This is a genomic window from Haladaptatus caseinilyticus (assembly GCF_026248685.1).
GTDB lineage: Archaea > Halobacteriota > Halobacteria > Halobacteriales > Haladaptataceae > Haladaptatus > Haladaptatus caseinilyticus.
This window is the reverse complement of record NZ_CP111040.1, coordinates 87965-104165: the sequence shown is the minus strand read 5'-3', so window position 1 is coordinate 104165 and position 16201 is coordinate 87965. Positions and strand designations below refer to the sequence as shown.

The 16201-nt window shown below is 50.2% G+C and carries 17 protein-coding genes and 1 pseudogene; 12 read left to right on the top strand and 6 right to left on the bottom strand.

All coding sequences use genetic code 11. The features are described from left to right. The first annotated feature begins 191 nt into the window (after positions 1–191). The 3 genes from mntA to OOF89_RS17835 all read left to right on the top strand — a co-directional run bounded on the left by mntA (position 192) and on the right by OOF89_RS17835 (position 1348). Positions 192–626 carry a type VII toxin-antitoxin system MntA family adenylyltransferase antitoxin gene (gene mntA / locus OOF89_RS17845; protein WP_266081523.1) on the top strand — a complete coding sequence of 145 codons (435 nt, stop codon included), beginning with the start codon at positions 192–194 and terminating at the stop codon, positions 624–626. Then, on the top strand, positions 627–1058 hold the full coding sequence (hepT, locus tag OOF89_RS17840) for a type VII toxin-antitoxin system HepT family RNase toxin (protein ID WP_266081521.1): 432 nt from the start codon (positions 627–629) through the stop codon (positions 1056–1058). A gap of 92 nt (positions 1059–1150) precedes the next feature. Next, the gene (locus OOF89_RS17835; protein WP_266081519.1) at positions 1151–1348 is read left to right on the top strand and encodes a hypothetical protein; all 198 of its coding nucleotides are present in this window, start codon (positions 1151–1153) and stop codon (positions 1346–1348) included. 197 nt (positions 1349–1545) lie between these two features. On the opposite strand, the gene OOF89_RS17830 is transcribed toward OOF89_RS17835, so the two are convergent. Continuing rightward, positions 1546–2094, bottom strand: a complete 549-nt coding sequence (locus OOF89_RS17830) for a hypothetical protein (protein ID WP_266081518.1) — start codon at positions 2092–2094, stop codon at positions 1546–1548. A 127-nt stretch (positions 2095–2221) separates the two neighbouring features. Between OOF89_RS17830 and OOF89_RS17825 the strand changes: the two genes are divergently transcribed. The 4 genes and pseudogenes from OOF89_RS17825 (at position 2222) to OOF89_RS17810 (ending at position 3968) form a co-directional block, all read left to right on the top strand. Continuing rightward, positions 2222–2629 (top strand): helix-turn-helix domain-containing protein, encoded by a 408-nt coding sequence (locus OOF89_RS17825; RefSeq protein ID WP_266081517.1) that lies wholly within the window; start codon positions 2222–2224, stop codon positions 2627–2629. 219 nt (positions 2630–2848) lie between these two features. Continuing rightward, a pseudogene (locus tag OOF89_RS17820) lies at positions 2849–3019 on the top strand (TFIIB-type zinc ribbon-containing protein); the annotation flags it as partial. Positions 3020–3273: 254 nt separating this feature from the next. Beyond that, positions 3274–3525 (top strand): AbrB/MazE/SpoVT family DNA-binding domain-containing protein, encoded by a 252-nt coding sequence (locus OOF89_RS17815; protein ID WP_266081515.1) that lies wholly within the window; start codon positions 3274–3276, stop codon positions 3523–3525. Further along, complete coding sequence (locus OOF89_RS17810; protein ID WP_266081513.1) at positions 3507–3968, top strand: PIN domain-containing protein; 462 nt, start codon at positions 3507–3509, stop codon at positions 3966–3968. The genes OOF89_RS17815 and OOF89_RS17810 overlap by 19 nt, the downstream gene beginning before the upstream one ends. Here OOF89_RS17810 and OOF89_RS17805 read toward each other — a convergent pair. Further along, on the bottom strand, positions 3872–4114 hold the full coding sequence (locus OOF89_RS17805; RefSeq protein WP_266081511.1) for a nucleotidyltransferase domain-containing protein: 243 nt from the start codon (positions 4112–4114) through the stop codon (positions 3872–3874). The two genes, OOF89_RS17810 and OOF89_RS17805, sit on opposite strands and share 97 nt — an antisense overlap. A gap of 536 nt (positions 4115–4650) precedes the next feature. On the opposite strand from OOF89_RS17805, the gene OOF89_RS17800 reads away from it, so the two are divergent. The 4 genes from OOF89_RS17800 (at position 4651) to OOF89_RS17785 (ending at position 7059) form a co-directional block, all read left to right on the top strand. Then, positions 4651–5088, top strand: a complete 438-nt coding sequence (locus tag OOF89_RS17800; RefSeq protein ID WP_266081509.1) for an SWIM zinc finger family protein — start codon at positions 4651–4653, stop codon at positions 5086–5088. 266 nt (positions 5089–5354) lie between these two features. Further along, complete coding sequence (locus tag OOF89_RS17795) at positions 5355–5921, top strand: DUF7342 family protein (RefSeq protein WP_266081507.1); 567 nt, start codon at positions 5355–5357, stop codon at positions 5919–5921. Further along, the gene (locus tag OOF89_RS17790; protein ID WP_266081505.1) at positions 5914–6363 is read left to right on the top strand and encodes a hypothetical protein; all 450 of its coding nucleotides are present in this window, start codon (positions 5914–5916) and stop codon (positions 6361–6363) included. The genes OOF89_RS17795 and OOF89_RS17790 overlap by 8 nt, the downstream gene beginning before the upstream one ends. Before the next feature lie 204 nt (positions 6364–6567). Then, positions 6568–7059: a hypothetical protein gene (locus tag OOF89_RS17785; protein ID WP_266081503.1), complete on the top strand. Its 492-nt coding sequence runs from the start codon at positions 6568–6570 to the stop codon at positions 7057–7059. Between the two features lie 644 nt (positions 7060–7703). On the opposite strand, the gene OOF89_RS17780 is transcribed toward OOF89_RS17785, so the two are convergent. The 3 genes from OOF89_RS17780 to OOF89_RS17770 all read right to left on the bottom strand — a co-directional run bounded on the left by OOF89_RS17780 (position 7704) and on the right by OOF89_RS17770 (position 13765). Continuing rightward, a complete protein-coding gene (locus OOF89_RS17780; protein ID WP_266081501.1) occupies positions 7704–8465 on the bottom strand; it encodes an IclR family transcriptional regulator in 762 nt (253 codons plus the stop codon). Positions 8466–9188: 723 nt separating this feature from the next. After that, positions 9189–10523 carry a CoA-binding protein gene (locus tag OOF89_RS17775; protein ID WP_266081500.1) on the bottom strand — a complete coding sequence of 445 codons (1335 nt, stop codon included), beginning with the start codon at positions 10521–10523 and terminating at the stop codon, positions 9189–9191. A 167-nt stretch (positions 10524–10690) separates the two neighbouring features. Next, positions 10691–13765: an FAD-binding and (Fe-S)-binding domain-containing protein gene (locus OOF89_RS17770; RefSeq protein WP_266081798.1), complete on the bottom strand. Its 3075-nt coding sequence runs from the start codon at positions 13763–13765 to the stop codon at positions 10691–10693. 316 nt (positions 13766–14081) lie between these two features. Between OOF89_RS17770 and OOF89_RS17765 the strand changes: the two genes are divergently transcribed. Next, a complete protein-coding gene (locus OOF89_RS17765) occupies positions 14082–14477 on the top strand; it encodes a universal stress protein (RefSeq protein WP_266081498.1) in 396 nt (131 codons plus the stop codon). A 68-nt stretch (positions 14478–14545) separates the two neighbouring features. Here the strand turns inward: OOF89_RS17765 and OOF89_RS17760 are convergent, their stop codons facing one another. Beyond that, positions 14546–16006, bottom strand: coding sequence for a YjiH family protein (locus OOF89_RS17760; protein WP_266081496.1), 1461 nt, complete (start codon positions 16004–16006; stop codon positions 14546–14548). Positions 16007–16201 lie beyond the last annotated feature (195 nt).

The window sequence follows — 16201 nt, the reverse complement described above, 5'->3', positions numbered from 1 at the left end:
GAAGCTCGTGATTGAATCAGCCGAGAATGTGACCGTCAGGAGAATGCGATTTGATTCTGACAACCATGTTCGCGTTTTCTGCTTGGGAGAGATCACAGAAGAGCCCCATCCCCCTATGTTCTATATCGATTGTACTCGTCCGGAATGGACCCAACGTAAGTATATTAGTCATCGCTCGCAAACACTAACCCATGAAGCGGACGAGCGACCCGGACATCGACGGTGTTGATGTCACTCGGCTCCAGTCATATCTTTCCCAAACTGAAGTCACGTTCGCTCTATTATTTGGATCCCATGCACGAGGGACGGCCACACCGACATCCGATGTCGATATTGCGCTCCACTTCCCGGATCAACTTGACGCCCGTGAGCGGTTTCAACGACGGAATCGCATCGATGCTGACCTCCAAGCATATGCCGAGGGCTTTGTGGACGTAAGCGACATCGAACAGCTTCCATTGAACGTCCTTCATTCAGCCGTTCGTGATGGAATACTCCTCGTCGGAGATGAAACAGTCGTAGACGATTATCGGAAGCAAGTCGAACAAGAGTACGGTGCAACCGTCGATGAGCGAAAACGAGAACGGCAAGAGTTCATCGACCGACTTGCGAGCGGTGACGTGTGAATGGTCGATGAAGAGATCTTCGTCGATAAGCTCCAGTATATAAACCAATACACCGATGATTTGCGGCAGATGCGTGGACAGTCACGAGACCAGTATTTGACCGATATGATTAGACAGCGGGCAGTCGAGCGAACATTGATGAATCTCATTCAAGCGTGTATCGATATTGCCCAGCATATCCGTTCTACAGAGGATCTCTCAGCAAGTGAAACCGCAAAGCAAGAGATACAGGCCCTCGGTGAGGCAGGGGTCATCACGAGTGAGACACAGGTAAAGATGGAAGAAGCCGTTGGGTTCCGCAATATTCTCGCCCATCGTTATGGTGACGTTGATCAGGAGGTCGTATTTGACGTCCTTCACGACGACCTCCAGTGGTTTGAGCGGTTTCAACAAGAGTTGGCACAGTGGTTCCAGCAACAGAGCGCCACGTAACCAACCAAAAGTTGCACAGTTAGACTACCGAGAGGTTGCGACGCATTACGGCTGTGCGTAGACAAACGATGGCTATCGCGTCATGGAGAAAAATGGCCGAACGGGTGCCCGGTGTGACCTACAAAGAATCGCGAACGCTGTCAATTGACAATGCAACGGGCGTCGGTGGTCACCATATCGAGATCACGTTCGCTCATCCCGACCTCGCGGGATGGATGCGAGCTGACGAAGCCAACTCAGAAGGAAACGGAGGGTATTGTCCTGAAAGCCGATGTGGAGCTTCCCGGTGAAGTTTCGGCGGAGAACACAAACGATAATCCGACCACAGACGGGGTTGCCAGAGAGTAGCGTGGTCGGAACCGCGTGTAAATCACTGATCGCAAAGCAGACTATTCACGACCGCGTCTGCTTGCCCGACGTAGTCTACCGAGTTCGAGTCACATGTTATTGGTAAAAGGCGATCTGGTTCTCGGTATCTTTAGTCAGGTCACGGAAGTGACTCGGCAGCTTCGAGAAGATCATCGTCCACTCGCCACCGATACAACCGTCCCTCGTTCTCGAAGAGATCGAAGACACCATCTTGCATCCACCCAAACGGATGCTCTTCGTCGTCATACTCGCGTTTGAGAACATAGCTTTTCGAGAAGTACTCGGTGGTTCCGACGAGCAGCCCCTGTTCGACGAGGAAATCGCTGGGATCTTTCTCAGCAACACCGACGAGGTATGTGACGAGGTCGGCGATAAGACAGAATTTCTGGATGCTATTGTCCCACTCGCCACGGATATCAACCATTCGAAACGCGTAGGCGTCCTCCCGACGATTCAAACGATCGGTGACTAGGTTCAATCGTCGAATTGACTCTCGATCATAGTTTCCGAGAACGAAGTACGAGCGGTCGTTCTCGTACACGGGTGTCAATTCACTCAGCGTGTGAGTGATCTCTTCGTTATCAGCCAGCGAGATCTCTTCTTGCTTGAGTTGTGACGTAGCGCTTTTGAGAATGTCCTCTGGAATCGGTGACTCCTCGTCTGGCATACAGGACTTATATTACGCAGGGAATAAAGAGTTTATTAAGTAATTTACCGAATAATGAGGTTCAGTTTACTCTGGGGTAATTTACCTCAGAGTAAACTACTTGAGTCACCAGTTCGTAGCTAGTGATATGAGTACAGAGTTGGGAACTGGTGACGGTGCGAACAACCGCGAACTGGTACATTTTGTGACCCAACAGACTCGGTTTGCACTCCTCACCAATATCCTTCAACACCCACGACAACTCCCGTCGATGTACGAGCTCGAACAGCTCAATCCGAGCGTCAGCGACGCTACCGTGTACAAACACATCCAAAAGTTGATCGAGGCAGGTATCGTGAAGGAGGTCGCACTTTCCGACGACCAGCGCCGACAAGGATATCCCTGGAAGTTCTATGGATTGACAGACGAGGGGCGCAAGTTCCTCAAGACACACAATCTCCTCGACGCTGAAGAGACCCTACAACGCATCTATGAGACGATCTCTGACAAACCCGAAAAGATGGTCAAATACGAAAACGCACAACGGCCAGAGTAAGTTCGGCCACCGATCCCAACCTCGACCGTCGTTGACAGCCTGTCAGTGATTCGATGTCAAAGCACGTATTCTCTGTTAAACTATTGGGAGAATTGATGTCGATGAGCGTGATCTGATTCCTCTGTTGCGTATCGATATGCTTCGACCGCCGGGGGTTTTTTCTGCCCCTCAAGTGTGCGGGGCGTTCCAGTGTGAGCGTCTTGATGAGGAATGATTTCGATGATACGCAGCGACAACTATGCAAACGGCTTTGACGAAGACGTACCGAGCGAACTAATCAACCAGTGTCCCAGATGTGGCGGCCTGGTCACTACCAACGTGATCGAAACAGTCTGTGAGGACTGTGGACTCATCATTGAGGAACAGCGAACTAATCACAGGCCGGAGTTCGCATGAAAGACCTCCTGATACAGTTTACTGGCCGATCATACAGCACCATCATCGCCGAGTGTCGCCAGTGTGGAACCACGGTCGAGGTCGAAACAAACGTGTGCCCGGAATGCAACCACGATGGGATCGCGATTTACCGATTCGGTTAAGCGATAGTCATTGATATTGGTTTGGTCCGTAGTCAGACGATAGTACAGGGGTATGCGAAACAGATATACGCATTACAAGCAACTATTTTGTAAGGAGAACAGACGATGTCGTACGAAGCAACAATCACCAGTAAGGGACAAATCACCATCCCTAAGAAAGTTCGAGAGCGACTCCAGCTTACAGAAGGGCAAAAGGTCCTCTTTCGGTTCGATGAGGACGGTGGCGTTCGAATGATCGGCGTTCCAAATAACCCGATGGACCGTCTCAAAACCGCCCGAAAGCGTGCCGCTCCACTTAAACTCGACGCAGCAGAGTTGTTAGAGCGTGAACGACGCGAGTGGAACAGACACGCGTGATCTATCTCGACTCGTGGGTCTGGCTTGAATATGGTCTTGATGGGACGCTGTCGGATATCGCCGAAGAAACAATTCACGATGCGCGGGACGCTGGTGGCATCGTTTCAACGATTACCTTGACAGAGGTTGATTATATCCTCAATCGCGAGGTTAGCAGTGAAACAGCAGATCTTGTTACGAGTGCAATCGAGGATTTTGAGCAGATCCACGTCGTTCCTGTCACGAGTGAAATTGCATTATACGCATCACGGCTCCGCACGAAATACTATCAGCGCCGAGAGCGCGAGCTGTCGTATGCAGATGCCATTCACCTCGCAACAGCTGTTCTTACCGACTGTGAAACCCTTCATACGGGAAATAGTGACTTCGAAGATCTCGACGAACTCGAAACAATTGTACATCGACCATCCTCTACGGATTCGACATACGATTCAAACTCGTAGCGATCACCGTCGAATTGTTCGTCTCCCAGCTCAGCAACGACCTCTGTGACAATTCGTCGAACGACAGTTCGATCCCCTTCAACGAGGACGAAGAGATCTATTTCACTCTTCCGATCTGCTTCTCCCCGTGCAACGCTTCCAAACACAAGGACGCCAATGATGTCCTGGACCCATCAGTGTCACCGAGAGCGTCTTTGATCCGCTGAACATATGTCCGAACCGGTTGATGATACTCTGGTTGTTCGATGGCGAGGATGGGATCTGACTTCTCTATGTGCTCTGTGTCAATGGAAACGTACTTTCGCTGTGTGGTCTCTCGGATCTGAATGACTCCCAACTCAGTGAGTAACTCAAGTGCTCGTCAGACGGTTGATCGGGAATAGTCGGTTTCTCGACCAAGTTCTTTAGCGTGAATTCTGTCTCATGAGCATCAATATACGGAGAATGTCGTCAGCGGCGCCGAGTCGGAAAATCCTGGTATCATCGCCTGGATGAATCTGTATACATGCCCTTATGCCTCGTTGCCCCTCATCAATCATTGTTCGACACAATGCAACAAGGTATAACAAGCGTTGTGTCACTCGATGAGTTACCAACGATGAGAAGAGAGGTATGACTCTCAGGAACGTTGTTTTGTGCCCCCGAGGGGTGCGGGGCACACTGCGTGCCTCGTGGATCGAGTATGTCCAGTAACAACGTCCTGTCCCACCTGACGTTCACGAACCGAGTTGCAAAGCGCACCCAGTACGAAGCCCTCGAATTTTCACTCACAACGAGGGGTGTCCTCGTTCGGAATACCAGTCACGCAAAACCAGCGGAGCATGAATATCTCGTCACTGTTCACGATGGGATACCGATTGCCTGTGAGTGTCCTGCGGACGATCGCTACGACGGTGCATGCAAACATCGGGTTGGCGTCGCAATTCGAACCCCAATCCTGCAGGCAGTGACTGACCATTCCCTTGCCGCAGACGGCGGGATACAATTTGAGAATGAAACTGAAACCTATGCAGAAGACAGCGACAGTAACCAGCCAGCCGACTGTGACTGTGATGGTCTTGGTGGCTTTCCGTGTTGGCCTTGTGTGCGATCCGGGCGTCGTGATCTCCCAGAGGAGTAGGACGAATCACTTGTGAATCTGCTCCTCTCGTAGAAGGATTTTATTAGCACCGGGAATGGGTGCCGGCGCATCACACAGTAACACAACATGTAGTCCATGCGTTGGCAGAGGGAATTCGATCGTTGAAGTGGAGCTATCCCATACGCTGGTGCCGCGTTCAATTCCCACGTAACGTTCTATGAAGAAAGTGGAACAGAAATAATTCAGTGTGCGATAGATATATGACCGATAATCACCTTAGCTTAGAAAACACACGGTGGATGGTGATGGATTTGACCGACATCCCTGACGATGTTCGAGAACCGAACGAGGAACCGCCTGATTTCACCGATTGGGATACACCCGAAGAGGTTCTAAAAGGTGGCCCAACGCGAGAACGACTCCTCGGAGTAATCTTGCAACTTCGTACCCCAACAAAAGTAGCCGGAATCGCAGCACAAGCCAACTGCGATACCGAAACCGCCCGAGACTACCTGGAATGGTTCACCTCGATGGGGATGACGCGCGAGATTCCGGGACGACCTGTGAGGTATGAGCGGAACGAGTCGTATCTGCGGTGGCGCAGAATCGAACGGATTCGAGAGCAGTATTCGGATAGTGAAATTGTCGAGGAACTCAAAGAGACGATGGCGCAACTCGAAGAATATCGAGCGCGATTCGATACTAGTAGTCCGGACGATGTCTCACTTGTGGATGAGAGTGGAGAGTCATCGGTCGAAGAGCTGTGGGAAGCGGTGAGTGAGTGGAAGACGCTTGAGCAGCGTGCAGAGTTGTTAGATGCGGCGCGCCAGAACGGCCATCCGTCAAGTGGTGGGGCAAGAGTCGATGCCTAAAGACCGGTCGGATGATGACGATACCGTCGCGGAGAACGTCGGTGGGATCGATACCGAGGTTCTCGAACAAATCGGACAGCATCTTAGACAAAGCCATCGGTTCTCAGAGATCGTGTTTCAGCCAGAGTATGCGCCGAGCTCAGTCGTGGCAGAATATGATACGGGATACTTTCCAGCAGCCATCGATCGTGCGTATCTCCAGATTCGGTGGTACGAGACAAATGATTTCAACGTCCACTACTCCGAACAATACACGGACGGTGACCAGTGGGAGTGCAGGTGGGATCGCCATCCGAACAGCCACAATACCCACTCACATTTCCATCCACCACCGAATGCAACGACACCGGGAACCGATGCAGACTATGCACGCGATTGGCGAGATGTACTTTCACGTGTTCTGGAAGACTTAGACGACCGAATCAAAGCATTCTGGGCATGAAAATCTGCGATTGGTTTGGTGGCTTTCCGTGCTGATCCTGTGCGATTTGGTCGGTGGGAACTTCGGGAAGAGTAGTGCGAATTACGTATGCGTCTGCTCCTTTCGCAGAGTGATTTTATTGGCGCCGGCGATAGGTGCCGGCGCACAGATGAAGTGTTGTGTGATGGAGTTGTGTCGAATCAATGCGTTGGCGAGGTGACCGATATGCACCAGGTAATTTACGCACTCGTAGAAGCATCGACTGAAGACGCTGCGCTTGCATGCGGAAGAGCAGCGTTTGACCGATTGGTTGGCGCTGGTCCCGACAACGCTGCCATCTTTGACTACTACGTGACGTTCGATGACGAGAGATCATCCGGCGCCGGGAAAGCTCGGTGGGGCGAACTTCCGGTTGTTGCACCAGTCGACTCCGAAGACGGAGCGGAACTCCTCGAACGTGGGTGGGAAGCAACCAAGCAGGAGTTTGAACGCAATCTTAAGCGGGTGAGAACGGCGGTTACCGAGTTCAGTGACGATGAGCTCATGCACGACAAAGATCTCGCCCGCCACGCCTGCTACAATCTCGGCATGTATCGTGGCCCGTCGCTCTACCTCTACACCGAATTCGGCGACGCGATTCGTAATCGGGAACACCTTGGGCATATACTCGATGCCGACGAGCAGCTGTGGATCATCCCGGGGGATGTCCATTATTAAGAAAACATCTGCTAGGGAATTTCCCTTGTTCAGTAATTAACCAACATAGTTCCTGTAGTGTGAGTTGTGTTGGTTAAGATGGCACCATACCAAGGCAGAACTCAAGTAACAAAAGAAGATTTTTTCGGACCCACAAGGTGCGGGGCGCTCGATAGAAGCGTCCGTCTCGAAAACCAGTGGCTACGAGTACCAACTTTGCGGTATCATTTGACGAGTACAACACCCGATGTGACGAATTGCACAACACGATCAAACACTGGATCGACTGGGAGGACGATGATTCGGACGCAATTCAAGATCGACTTGGACGAGTCCGGACGACAGCAGCGAATTTTATCGAGATAGTCGAAACGAGACGTGAGTAAGTTAATCCTGTCAAAATAAAACCTTAAATGAAAATGTATTAAAATATACTAGCGTTGTTAACCAACATTAGTAGTGCTTTTAGCTTCGGTCGTTGGTTAAAGCGCCACTATAGATACTAAAATCAACTAAGCGCCTCTTCGTCCACTACTACGTTCCAACCTATGGTGTAGTGGTGATAAAAAACCCGACCGCTACGGATACCCGTGTTGTATCTGCAAGTCATGACATAGAATGGGAAGTTCTATCCCCAGTGTGCAAAGTACGTAGGGAAGGGTAAATCACTGACTATACTGGTAGTTGATCGAAATCGTACTTGACGCTTCACGAACCCTCTGTTGAAGTTGTTCCTGATACGATTCATTCTGCACACGATCGCTTGGTGCAATGATGCCTACAGCACCTAAAATGTCATCATTAACAAGAATTGGAGCAGCAATAACGCCCATACCGCTGACCTGTTGATCCCAGTCGGCTGCATATCCTTCCTCCCGAATATGTTCAAGTTCATTCTTGAGAGTTTCAACGCTGGTAACAGTCTGGTCAGTCATTGACTCCAACCCATGACTATCAATGATTTCGTCGACGCGGGAGTCGGGGAGGTGTGCTAGGATAGCTTTTCCAGAAGCGTGAGTATGAAGTGGTGTCCGCATGCCGGGATACATCCCAAGATCCAATGCTTGTTCACCGCGTTCGTAGTGCAGAATTACTGCTTGTCCACTATCTTCGACATTGATGTCTGCCACTTCACCAGTCTCTGTGACCACCTGCTGGAGTTCTCTCTGTGCAACTCTAAACAAGCGACTCCGATACTTAACCCGTCCTCCGATAGTAAGTGGTTTGTAACTCAGCCGATATTCGCCTTTTGTCCGTGTAACGTATTCCATCGACTGAAGGGTTTGAAGATAGTCGTAGATTGTGCTTTCTGGGATGTCCAGTTGTGCCGCAAGTTCGGATGTAGTTGCACTAGTTTGCTCCCAGAGTATCTCGATAATCTCGAACGCCCTGTGAACTGTTTTGAGCGGTATAGCGTCATCAGACATATGCAGCAATAGTTGCAAAGTCCACTTGTAATTTGCGATTATTTCGCAATCAATTCTCACACTCTTTTGCGTCCAATAAATGCGGTAGTTCGAATTGTCAGGTTGTAGAGATCGAAGATGAATGAGCCATCCACCATACGAATAGGAAGCTCAATAAAATGTGAAGAATAATTATTGATAATTATGTTGAATAGTGAATCAAGATTGCGAGTATACCGCAAATGAAGACATTATTATTCATGAAAAGCTGCTCATCAACCACTGTTGGTGTTACACCACGATACGGTCTTTGTTGAATTCTATTGAGTCCAAGCCTAATCGTCAAAAGGACAGACAATTGTCTTGTAACCATCCTCGCTACTATTCAATTGTAAGTTATTAATCAGTCAAATTAACGGACGGTGGCTTTATCGGGCATCGTATTACATCACTAGATTTGTAAGCAATAGCGTGTGTGAGCATGGTTTGATAGAATATCTACCGTTAGCACACAACACATTCTTGTTCTCATGGCGAGCACTAATTGCGAGTATCTCGCAAAGATCACACGAAATCAAATGTAGTATAGAAGCCCATATATCAGCAACTCCACAATATATCCCCATTATTAAATTGTCATTCGTGGGTATAAAATCCTATTTGGGAAGACTAAGCGTCTCTTTGGAGGAGATCGGTACGTTACAATCCGAATGTACGACCTGTTCATGTTGCAAGTTGCACTAATTAGGTATCTGAGATTGAGTCGATAAGTGCTGTGACTGCTTGTGCTCCACGTTCAGGCGTATCGAATGTCGGAATCCCAAGATTCTCCATCTGTTGCCGTTCGTGTTCAAGTGCGTGGTCGGGGCCAGCAACGGTAAAAAGAATCGGCTTGTCGACCTCCGTTGAAAGTTTCGACAGTTCATCAACTGGGTAGCCCAATGAATCTTCATATATTTCGTAGACGAGGATGATATCGATTCGGTCATCGCGTGCAACTATGTCGACAACCTCTCCGAACTCCGGCATTGGTCGACCCGTATCGACAGGGTTCTCCGTATACGTGATTCCGGGAAGGATGTCATCTAACTGTTCTCGTGTTTCGTTGGTCAGATTTGGGAAGGTTGCATCTGTACCTTTGAGGTAGTCCGTAATGATGATCCCGGGGCCGGCCTGAGCCGTCACAATTCCCACGTTTGTTCCATTCGGTGTCGGCGAGTCAGCTAAGACTCTACCAGCATCGATCAGCTCTGTAGTCGAAGAAACAGTGACTAACCCGGGGTGATCAAATCCATCTTCATAAATTGCGTTCTCCTGTGCTGGAGCTGCCGTGTGTGCCTGGGCGAGATCGGCGATGTCATGCTTGCCGACTTTGTATGCAACAACTGGGGTCTCTGAGCTTTGGCAGGCGTCTAAAAGTGCATCAACGTCCTCCGTCCCTTCAACATGCATAACAATAGCATCAGTTTTCGGATCTGCGTCGAGCAGTGGAATAACGTCGGCGAATTCTGTGTTCATCCGATTTCCAAGACCGAACATCGCTGAAATACCGTATCCTTCACGTGTGAGCTGGAACGACATGGTAATGCCGACGCCAGCACTCTGCGTAACGAGTCCGATATTCCCGGGATTGACATCACGAATACGTGGGACAAACGACCCATATAGATCGTTGTGTGGGATCGCATATCCAGCTGTATTCGGTCCGAGAACCGTAATATCGTACTTGTTTGCGATCGTTGCAACTGCCTCTTGGAGTTCTTTTCCCTCATCACCGGCTTCGGCAAATCCACCAGCAAAGATCACGGCAGCATCTACGCCTGCTTTACCACATTCTTCAAGCACCTCTGGCTGCAGCGATCCGGGAACACAACAGAAAGCTAAGTCCGCGTCCGTTTCTTGGACCGAGTCGACGAATTCATATCCGAAGACAGTCCCCGAACTCGAAGGGTTTACAGGGTAAATCTCGGTGTCGTACGCTTCAATGTTTGACATTGCGTCGTTCCCAAGCTTACCCGGTGTGTTCGATGCTCCGATGACGGCGATGCCGTCTGGGTCGAAGAGAGCTGACACGCCCATATTGGGTTAAACTAAACGTTGTCTCTTAAGTTTCCGGGTTTTGCCGTATTGGTCTTCACACTACCGTATTCATTTATGAGTAATCTATTGACGCTTGCCGCGCCGAATGGTACTGGACTATCCGCCTAATAGCCAGTCGACCGTTCTCGTAATGAATCACAGAGCGGTCACCGCGGAAGTGCATGTGCAAGTAGTTCTATTGGTGTCGGGGGTTCGTCTCTGTCGAGCGATGTGCCGGCAAGCGAGCTGTTCGGTGAAACGGGTTGGATCCAACTATCGGCGAGTTGGGTTCGACACGACGTTCCTGGTGCAGTAACAACCTCAGCATCACTTTCGTCGATCTGATCGAAGAGGATCCTGCCGATAGCTTTGCTTAGTGAGTAATGTTCTGCCTCGTATCCGAACGTACCAGCCATACCACAGCACCCCGAGTCGAGGGGATCGACAGTATACCCGGCTCGTCGGAGGACGCCGACTGCGTGATGATCCTTTTTCTCGGCTTTCTGATGGCAGTGACCATGGTAAATGAGTGATTCGGCGGGTGGGTTCCAGTTGACGTTCTCGTCCAGTCGGAACGTATCTAAATACTCACAGAGTCCGTAGGCGTTCGCAGCAACTGCGTTGACTGCGTCACCGGAGCATACATCAAGAGCGTCAGATTGGAACATCACCGCGTCGGACGGTTCCGCGACGACGATTTCCCATCCATCGCGAACACGCGGCTCAAGTTCTTTTACATCTCTTTTCACGGTCTCTCGAGCGATATCGACGAATCCTTTCGATAACGCCGGTCGACCGCTATCGGTTTCGGTGGCGACGTCGACGTGAACACCCGCAGCCTCAAGAACGCGTACTGCTGCTTTTCCGACCTCAGGATGACTGTAGTTGGTGTAGGTATCCGCAAAGAGGACAACTTTCCGCTCGGCTTCCGATTTTGGAACACGAGGTTTGCGTGCGTCAAACCAATCTTGTAGCGTCTCACGGTGAAACTTTGGCAGCGACCGTTCGCTTGCAATCCCGACTGTTTTTTCTGTGACAGTTCCCATTCCAGGAAGCGATTGTATGAGGTTCGACACTGGCGCCAATGCACTTCCGATCATTGCGAGCGTATCGAAATTGGCGAAAAACTTGTCGCGAAGGCTTGCACCGTATTTTTCATGCCGCTCGTGCATGACTTCAGTTTTGAGTTTTGCCATGTCAACGCCACTTGGACAGTCTCGTTTGCACCCTTTACATCCAATACAGAGATCAAGTACGTCCTCGGCGAATTCATCGTCGGTGGGATCGGCGGGCAGGTCACCGCTCATTGCCTGCCTAAGGAGGTTCGCTCGCCCGCGGGTCGTCGTAATCTCCTCTTCAGCGGCTCTATAGGTCGGGCACATCACTCCGCCCGTGGTTTCCTGGGAACCACGGCACCCCCCACATCCATGACAGAGTTCGACCATGCCCTGCATTCCGTTCTCGTTCTTCCAATTCAATGATGGCTCAAATCCAGCGTTGAACTCATACTCCCCATCATACCGGAGATGTTCGGTCATAGCGTGGTCACCACAAACATTCCCCGGATTGAGTAACCACTCGGGGTCGAACGCGGACTTCAGGTCGCGAAATACCTGCCAAAGGTCGTCACCGTACAGTTTATGATTCCACTGAGTGCGTGCGCGTCCGTCGCCATGCTCGCCAGAAACGCTGCCACCGAACTCGACGACCATATCGGTCACCTCGTCTGCAATGGCGACCATGTCCTTGCGATCAGTGGTAGCCTTCGTATTGATTAGTGGGCGTACATGGAGAACCCCCGGACCCGCGTGGGCATAGAATGCCGCATCGGCATCACGATCCTTTTCGGTAAGTAATGACTGAAACCGATCGACAAATTCCGGGAGATGTTCCGGCGGAACCGCACAGTCTTCAATGAAACTAATATGCTTTTCATCGGAAGTTCGAGAGAGCAAGATCGGAAGGCCTGCCTTTCGGAGCGTCCAAAACATCGCACGCTTTTCTGCAACATGAGCCTCCAATCCGGTAAACGCGAACGTTTCGCTGTTAGTTAGTCGCTCATCACAAGGGATTGCTTCCGTAGTAGCTATTGGAGTCCTATCGGCGAGGAGGGCTGCAGTCTGTTCCCGACCGTGGTCGTTATCATCGGCGTAAAATTCGATGAGGAGCCCTGCTTCTGCCTCATTCGGGACGATTGAGGCTGCTTCTTCAAACTCAGTCGTCTTTCTGGCGAGCCCGAGAAGCACATCATCGATGAGTTCGACCGCAGCAGGGTCGTGTTCAAGTACGTATTGGACATCAGTCACAGCATCGAGGACGCTGTCGTAGAACAGCAATGACACTGCTTTCGTTGCCGGAACAGGCTCAAGTGACACTTCGGCTTCGGTGACGATAGCAAGGGTACCTTCGCTTCCTGCGAGTAAGCGAGCGAGATTGACTGTCCCTGTTTCAGCCTCCTTGATGAGTACGTCGAGATTGTAGCCCGAGACGTTACGTTTCATCTCGGGGAACCGATCCCGAACCTCATCGGCTCTATTATCGATAATATGGATGATTTCCGCATACACCTGTTCAAGAAGTGTTCCGTTAGAATCGGCAGATTGACGGAGGTTTTCTACGCTTATCTCGCCGAGTGTGGTGATTGTTCCATCGGCTAATACGACCGTACATTCCTCAATGTACGCGTCGGTTTTGCCATAGACGAGCGAATGTGCTCCGGTTGAATTGTTTCCGATTGCCCCCCCGATTACACTGCGGTCACCAGCAGCCGGGTCGGGCGCAAATTTCAGATTGTGAGGAGAAAGTGCCTCGTTGAGGTCGCCAAGAACCGTTCCCGCCTCAATATGAGCACGTTGCTCACCAGGGTTGATTGCCACGATATCGTCCATATACCGAGTGATATCAAGCACGACGGCCTCGTTGACTGCTTGTCCTGCCAAGCTCGTCCCACCACCACGTGGAAGAATCGGAATCCCTCGCTCAGCACAATATGCGACGGTTGTCGCGACGTCATCGGTTGATTTTGGGAAAACAACGCCAATCGGTGTTATTTCGTACGCGCTTGCATCGGTTGCATACAGTTGCCGTGTATAGGTATCGAACCGAACGTCACCAGCAACTCGGTCGCGGATGTCGTTCACGAGCGCCGGTTGATCTATCTCGTCCGAGACGAAATCAGATGGCGACTTGTGAACAGCGGTATCGTCTCCTCCCTCGAATACTGTATTGGAGTTCGTAGTCATCTTCGATTCAACGCTCAAATAGTCGACACGCATCACCCACCAATAAAACGTTCGACACACAGTTAATTATTTGAAATCATGTTACTATCTTGTTGGAAATCCCAGGTTGCAAGCGTGCATCTTCGAAATAGTATCTTTCTTTGTTCTCAGATCGTCTATTCACCGTTCTTCACCGTGATACGAAATGATACGAACAACTATACCATTGAACCCACTGAATAAGACATAGAACAGACGTTCGGTGTGCCGCTCCTGGCGATCAAACAAAGCAGTCGGTCACCAGGTCACCCCGCCTCTGAACGTTACGTTGACAACCATGACAACGATACTGCTATGCGCCGATACCGATGTTGAACGGATTTCAAGTCAGGTAGCATCGATCACTACACTACCGTTGCAGACGAATGCTGTTCAGATCTTCGTCTATCATGTCTTTCGCACCGATGACGACGAGATAGATGCTAGTAATTTGAAGTCAGTAACGCATGCAACCGAGCTACTGACAGAAGCAGGGTTCAATGTGGAAGTAATCCAGTCAAATGGTGATGCCGTACGGAAAATCCTTGATACTGCTGCTGAGGTGGATGCCGATATGATCAGTATCGCCGGGCGAAAACGGTCTCCCACTGGGAAGGCACTTTTCGGAAGCGTTGCTCAGCAAGTTACACTCCGTTCGGAACTACCGGTATTGTTCTGCTCTGTGAGCGAGTGAATAGAATAACCGGATCTTTAGAAGTTGAAGAAGGCGACGAACGCTGTTTGTTAGAGAGCTAGATCTGGTCAGATGAGCCCTAAAAGCACCGCGGCATGAACCAATGCAGCGGTAATTGGGATGAGAAGGGCAGTTCGCATCACGAACAGTACGAACAGGTCACGGAATCGGATCGGAATATCGTCAAACATATCGACCATCATCGGCGCTGAGGCGGCAAAGAAAATCGCTTGCCCGCTCACTACGATTACAACGTAGACTTTCGTAATCAGGTCAGCGCCGACGGCGAACGTGGCACCGATAAACATCTCGGCACCGCCAAGGATCACCGATGTAGCGGCCATCTGTGGATCCGGGATACCGAACGCTGACAAGATAGGAACGAGCGGTGTCGATAGCACCTCGAAGACCGACGTATATTCGTTGAGAATAACGGCGGTCATCCCAATCGTGAGAATCGTGCCGAGCATCATTCCAGTCAGTTTCAGTCCATCGATGAAGCCTTCGATCGCAGATCGTGGGAGTGAGGCTCCTTTTTCAGCAGTTTTAACGGCTTCGTTGAACGCAAATCGAAAATAGTCCCCCAATGATCCATTGAATTCTGGCTCTGGATCGGGTTCAGCAATGAATTCGTTCGGGACGGTCGAAAGCGGTGGGATTCGAACGAGAATGATGGCTGTAATAATTACGCTGAGTAGATACAAGAGGACGATGACCGGAAAGACATGCAATATCTCGAGGACAGCGGCGATCGCTCCGACTGTTCCGAGGTTCCCGGTCGCGAAACAGGTACAGATGACAAAAACCTCCTGTTTGTCGTAGCCGCCACGATCAAAGACGTTTCGTGTCAGATAGTAACCGATGCTGAATGATCCGAGCCATGACGCTGCACTATCAAGGGCAGCACGGCCGGGTAAGTTGAATACCGGCTTCATTACCGGCTGGGAGAGCGTGCCGACGAATTGTAATCCTCCGAGTTCGGCGAGTAAGTTGACGAAAACAGCACCGATTGGAATCACAAGTGCAATCGTCAGGAGAAGGCCCCCCCAGACGATGCCCGATGTATTTTCGCTAAGTAGCCACTGTGGACCCTGACCGATTAGGATCGGGATCGCAAGAAAGATTCCTACGATCCGGAAAATCCAAAACACATTCGACGTTTGCCAGTAATCCAGTTCGAACCGGTCGACCGTTTGTTCGGATATCGTCACGATTCCATGGTGATTGGCCATTGAAAGCGTCGTCAGAATACCACCGGCGCATATCAGGCTGAACGTAAAGAATTCCACGAAAGCTGGAAACGCTTCCTGTATGAGACTTACAGCCACATCGAGTGGAATCGTAGTTTGGCCGTTCCACTGTATCGGAAACAGAAAGAAGAACGAACCGATTCCGAACGCGAGAAGGAACCTCAGTACAGGCTTTGGCCGTTTTTTTATCAATCTCACATCCTTGATAGTTTTTGTATTAGATTCGACACTTTCGCCGGACATATGCTCGTCATTCTCCCACGTGGTACTCCCAAACATGGTTCGACCGTATTTTTCATAGATAATAAAGATACCGGTCATATATGTGGTTTGGACATATTTCATGGTATTCTATTAATGGTTTAGCATAATAACAAAATATAAATTAGAGTTTATGAAATAAAATTATTGGAGCGGCTGAAAACACGTGATCCCTGTGGCAAACCCGACGCGATGCCGTGACCATAACCGTTA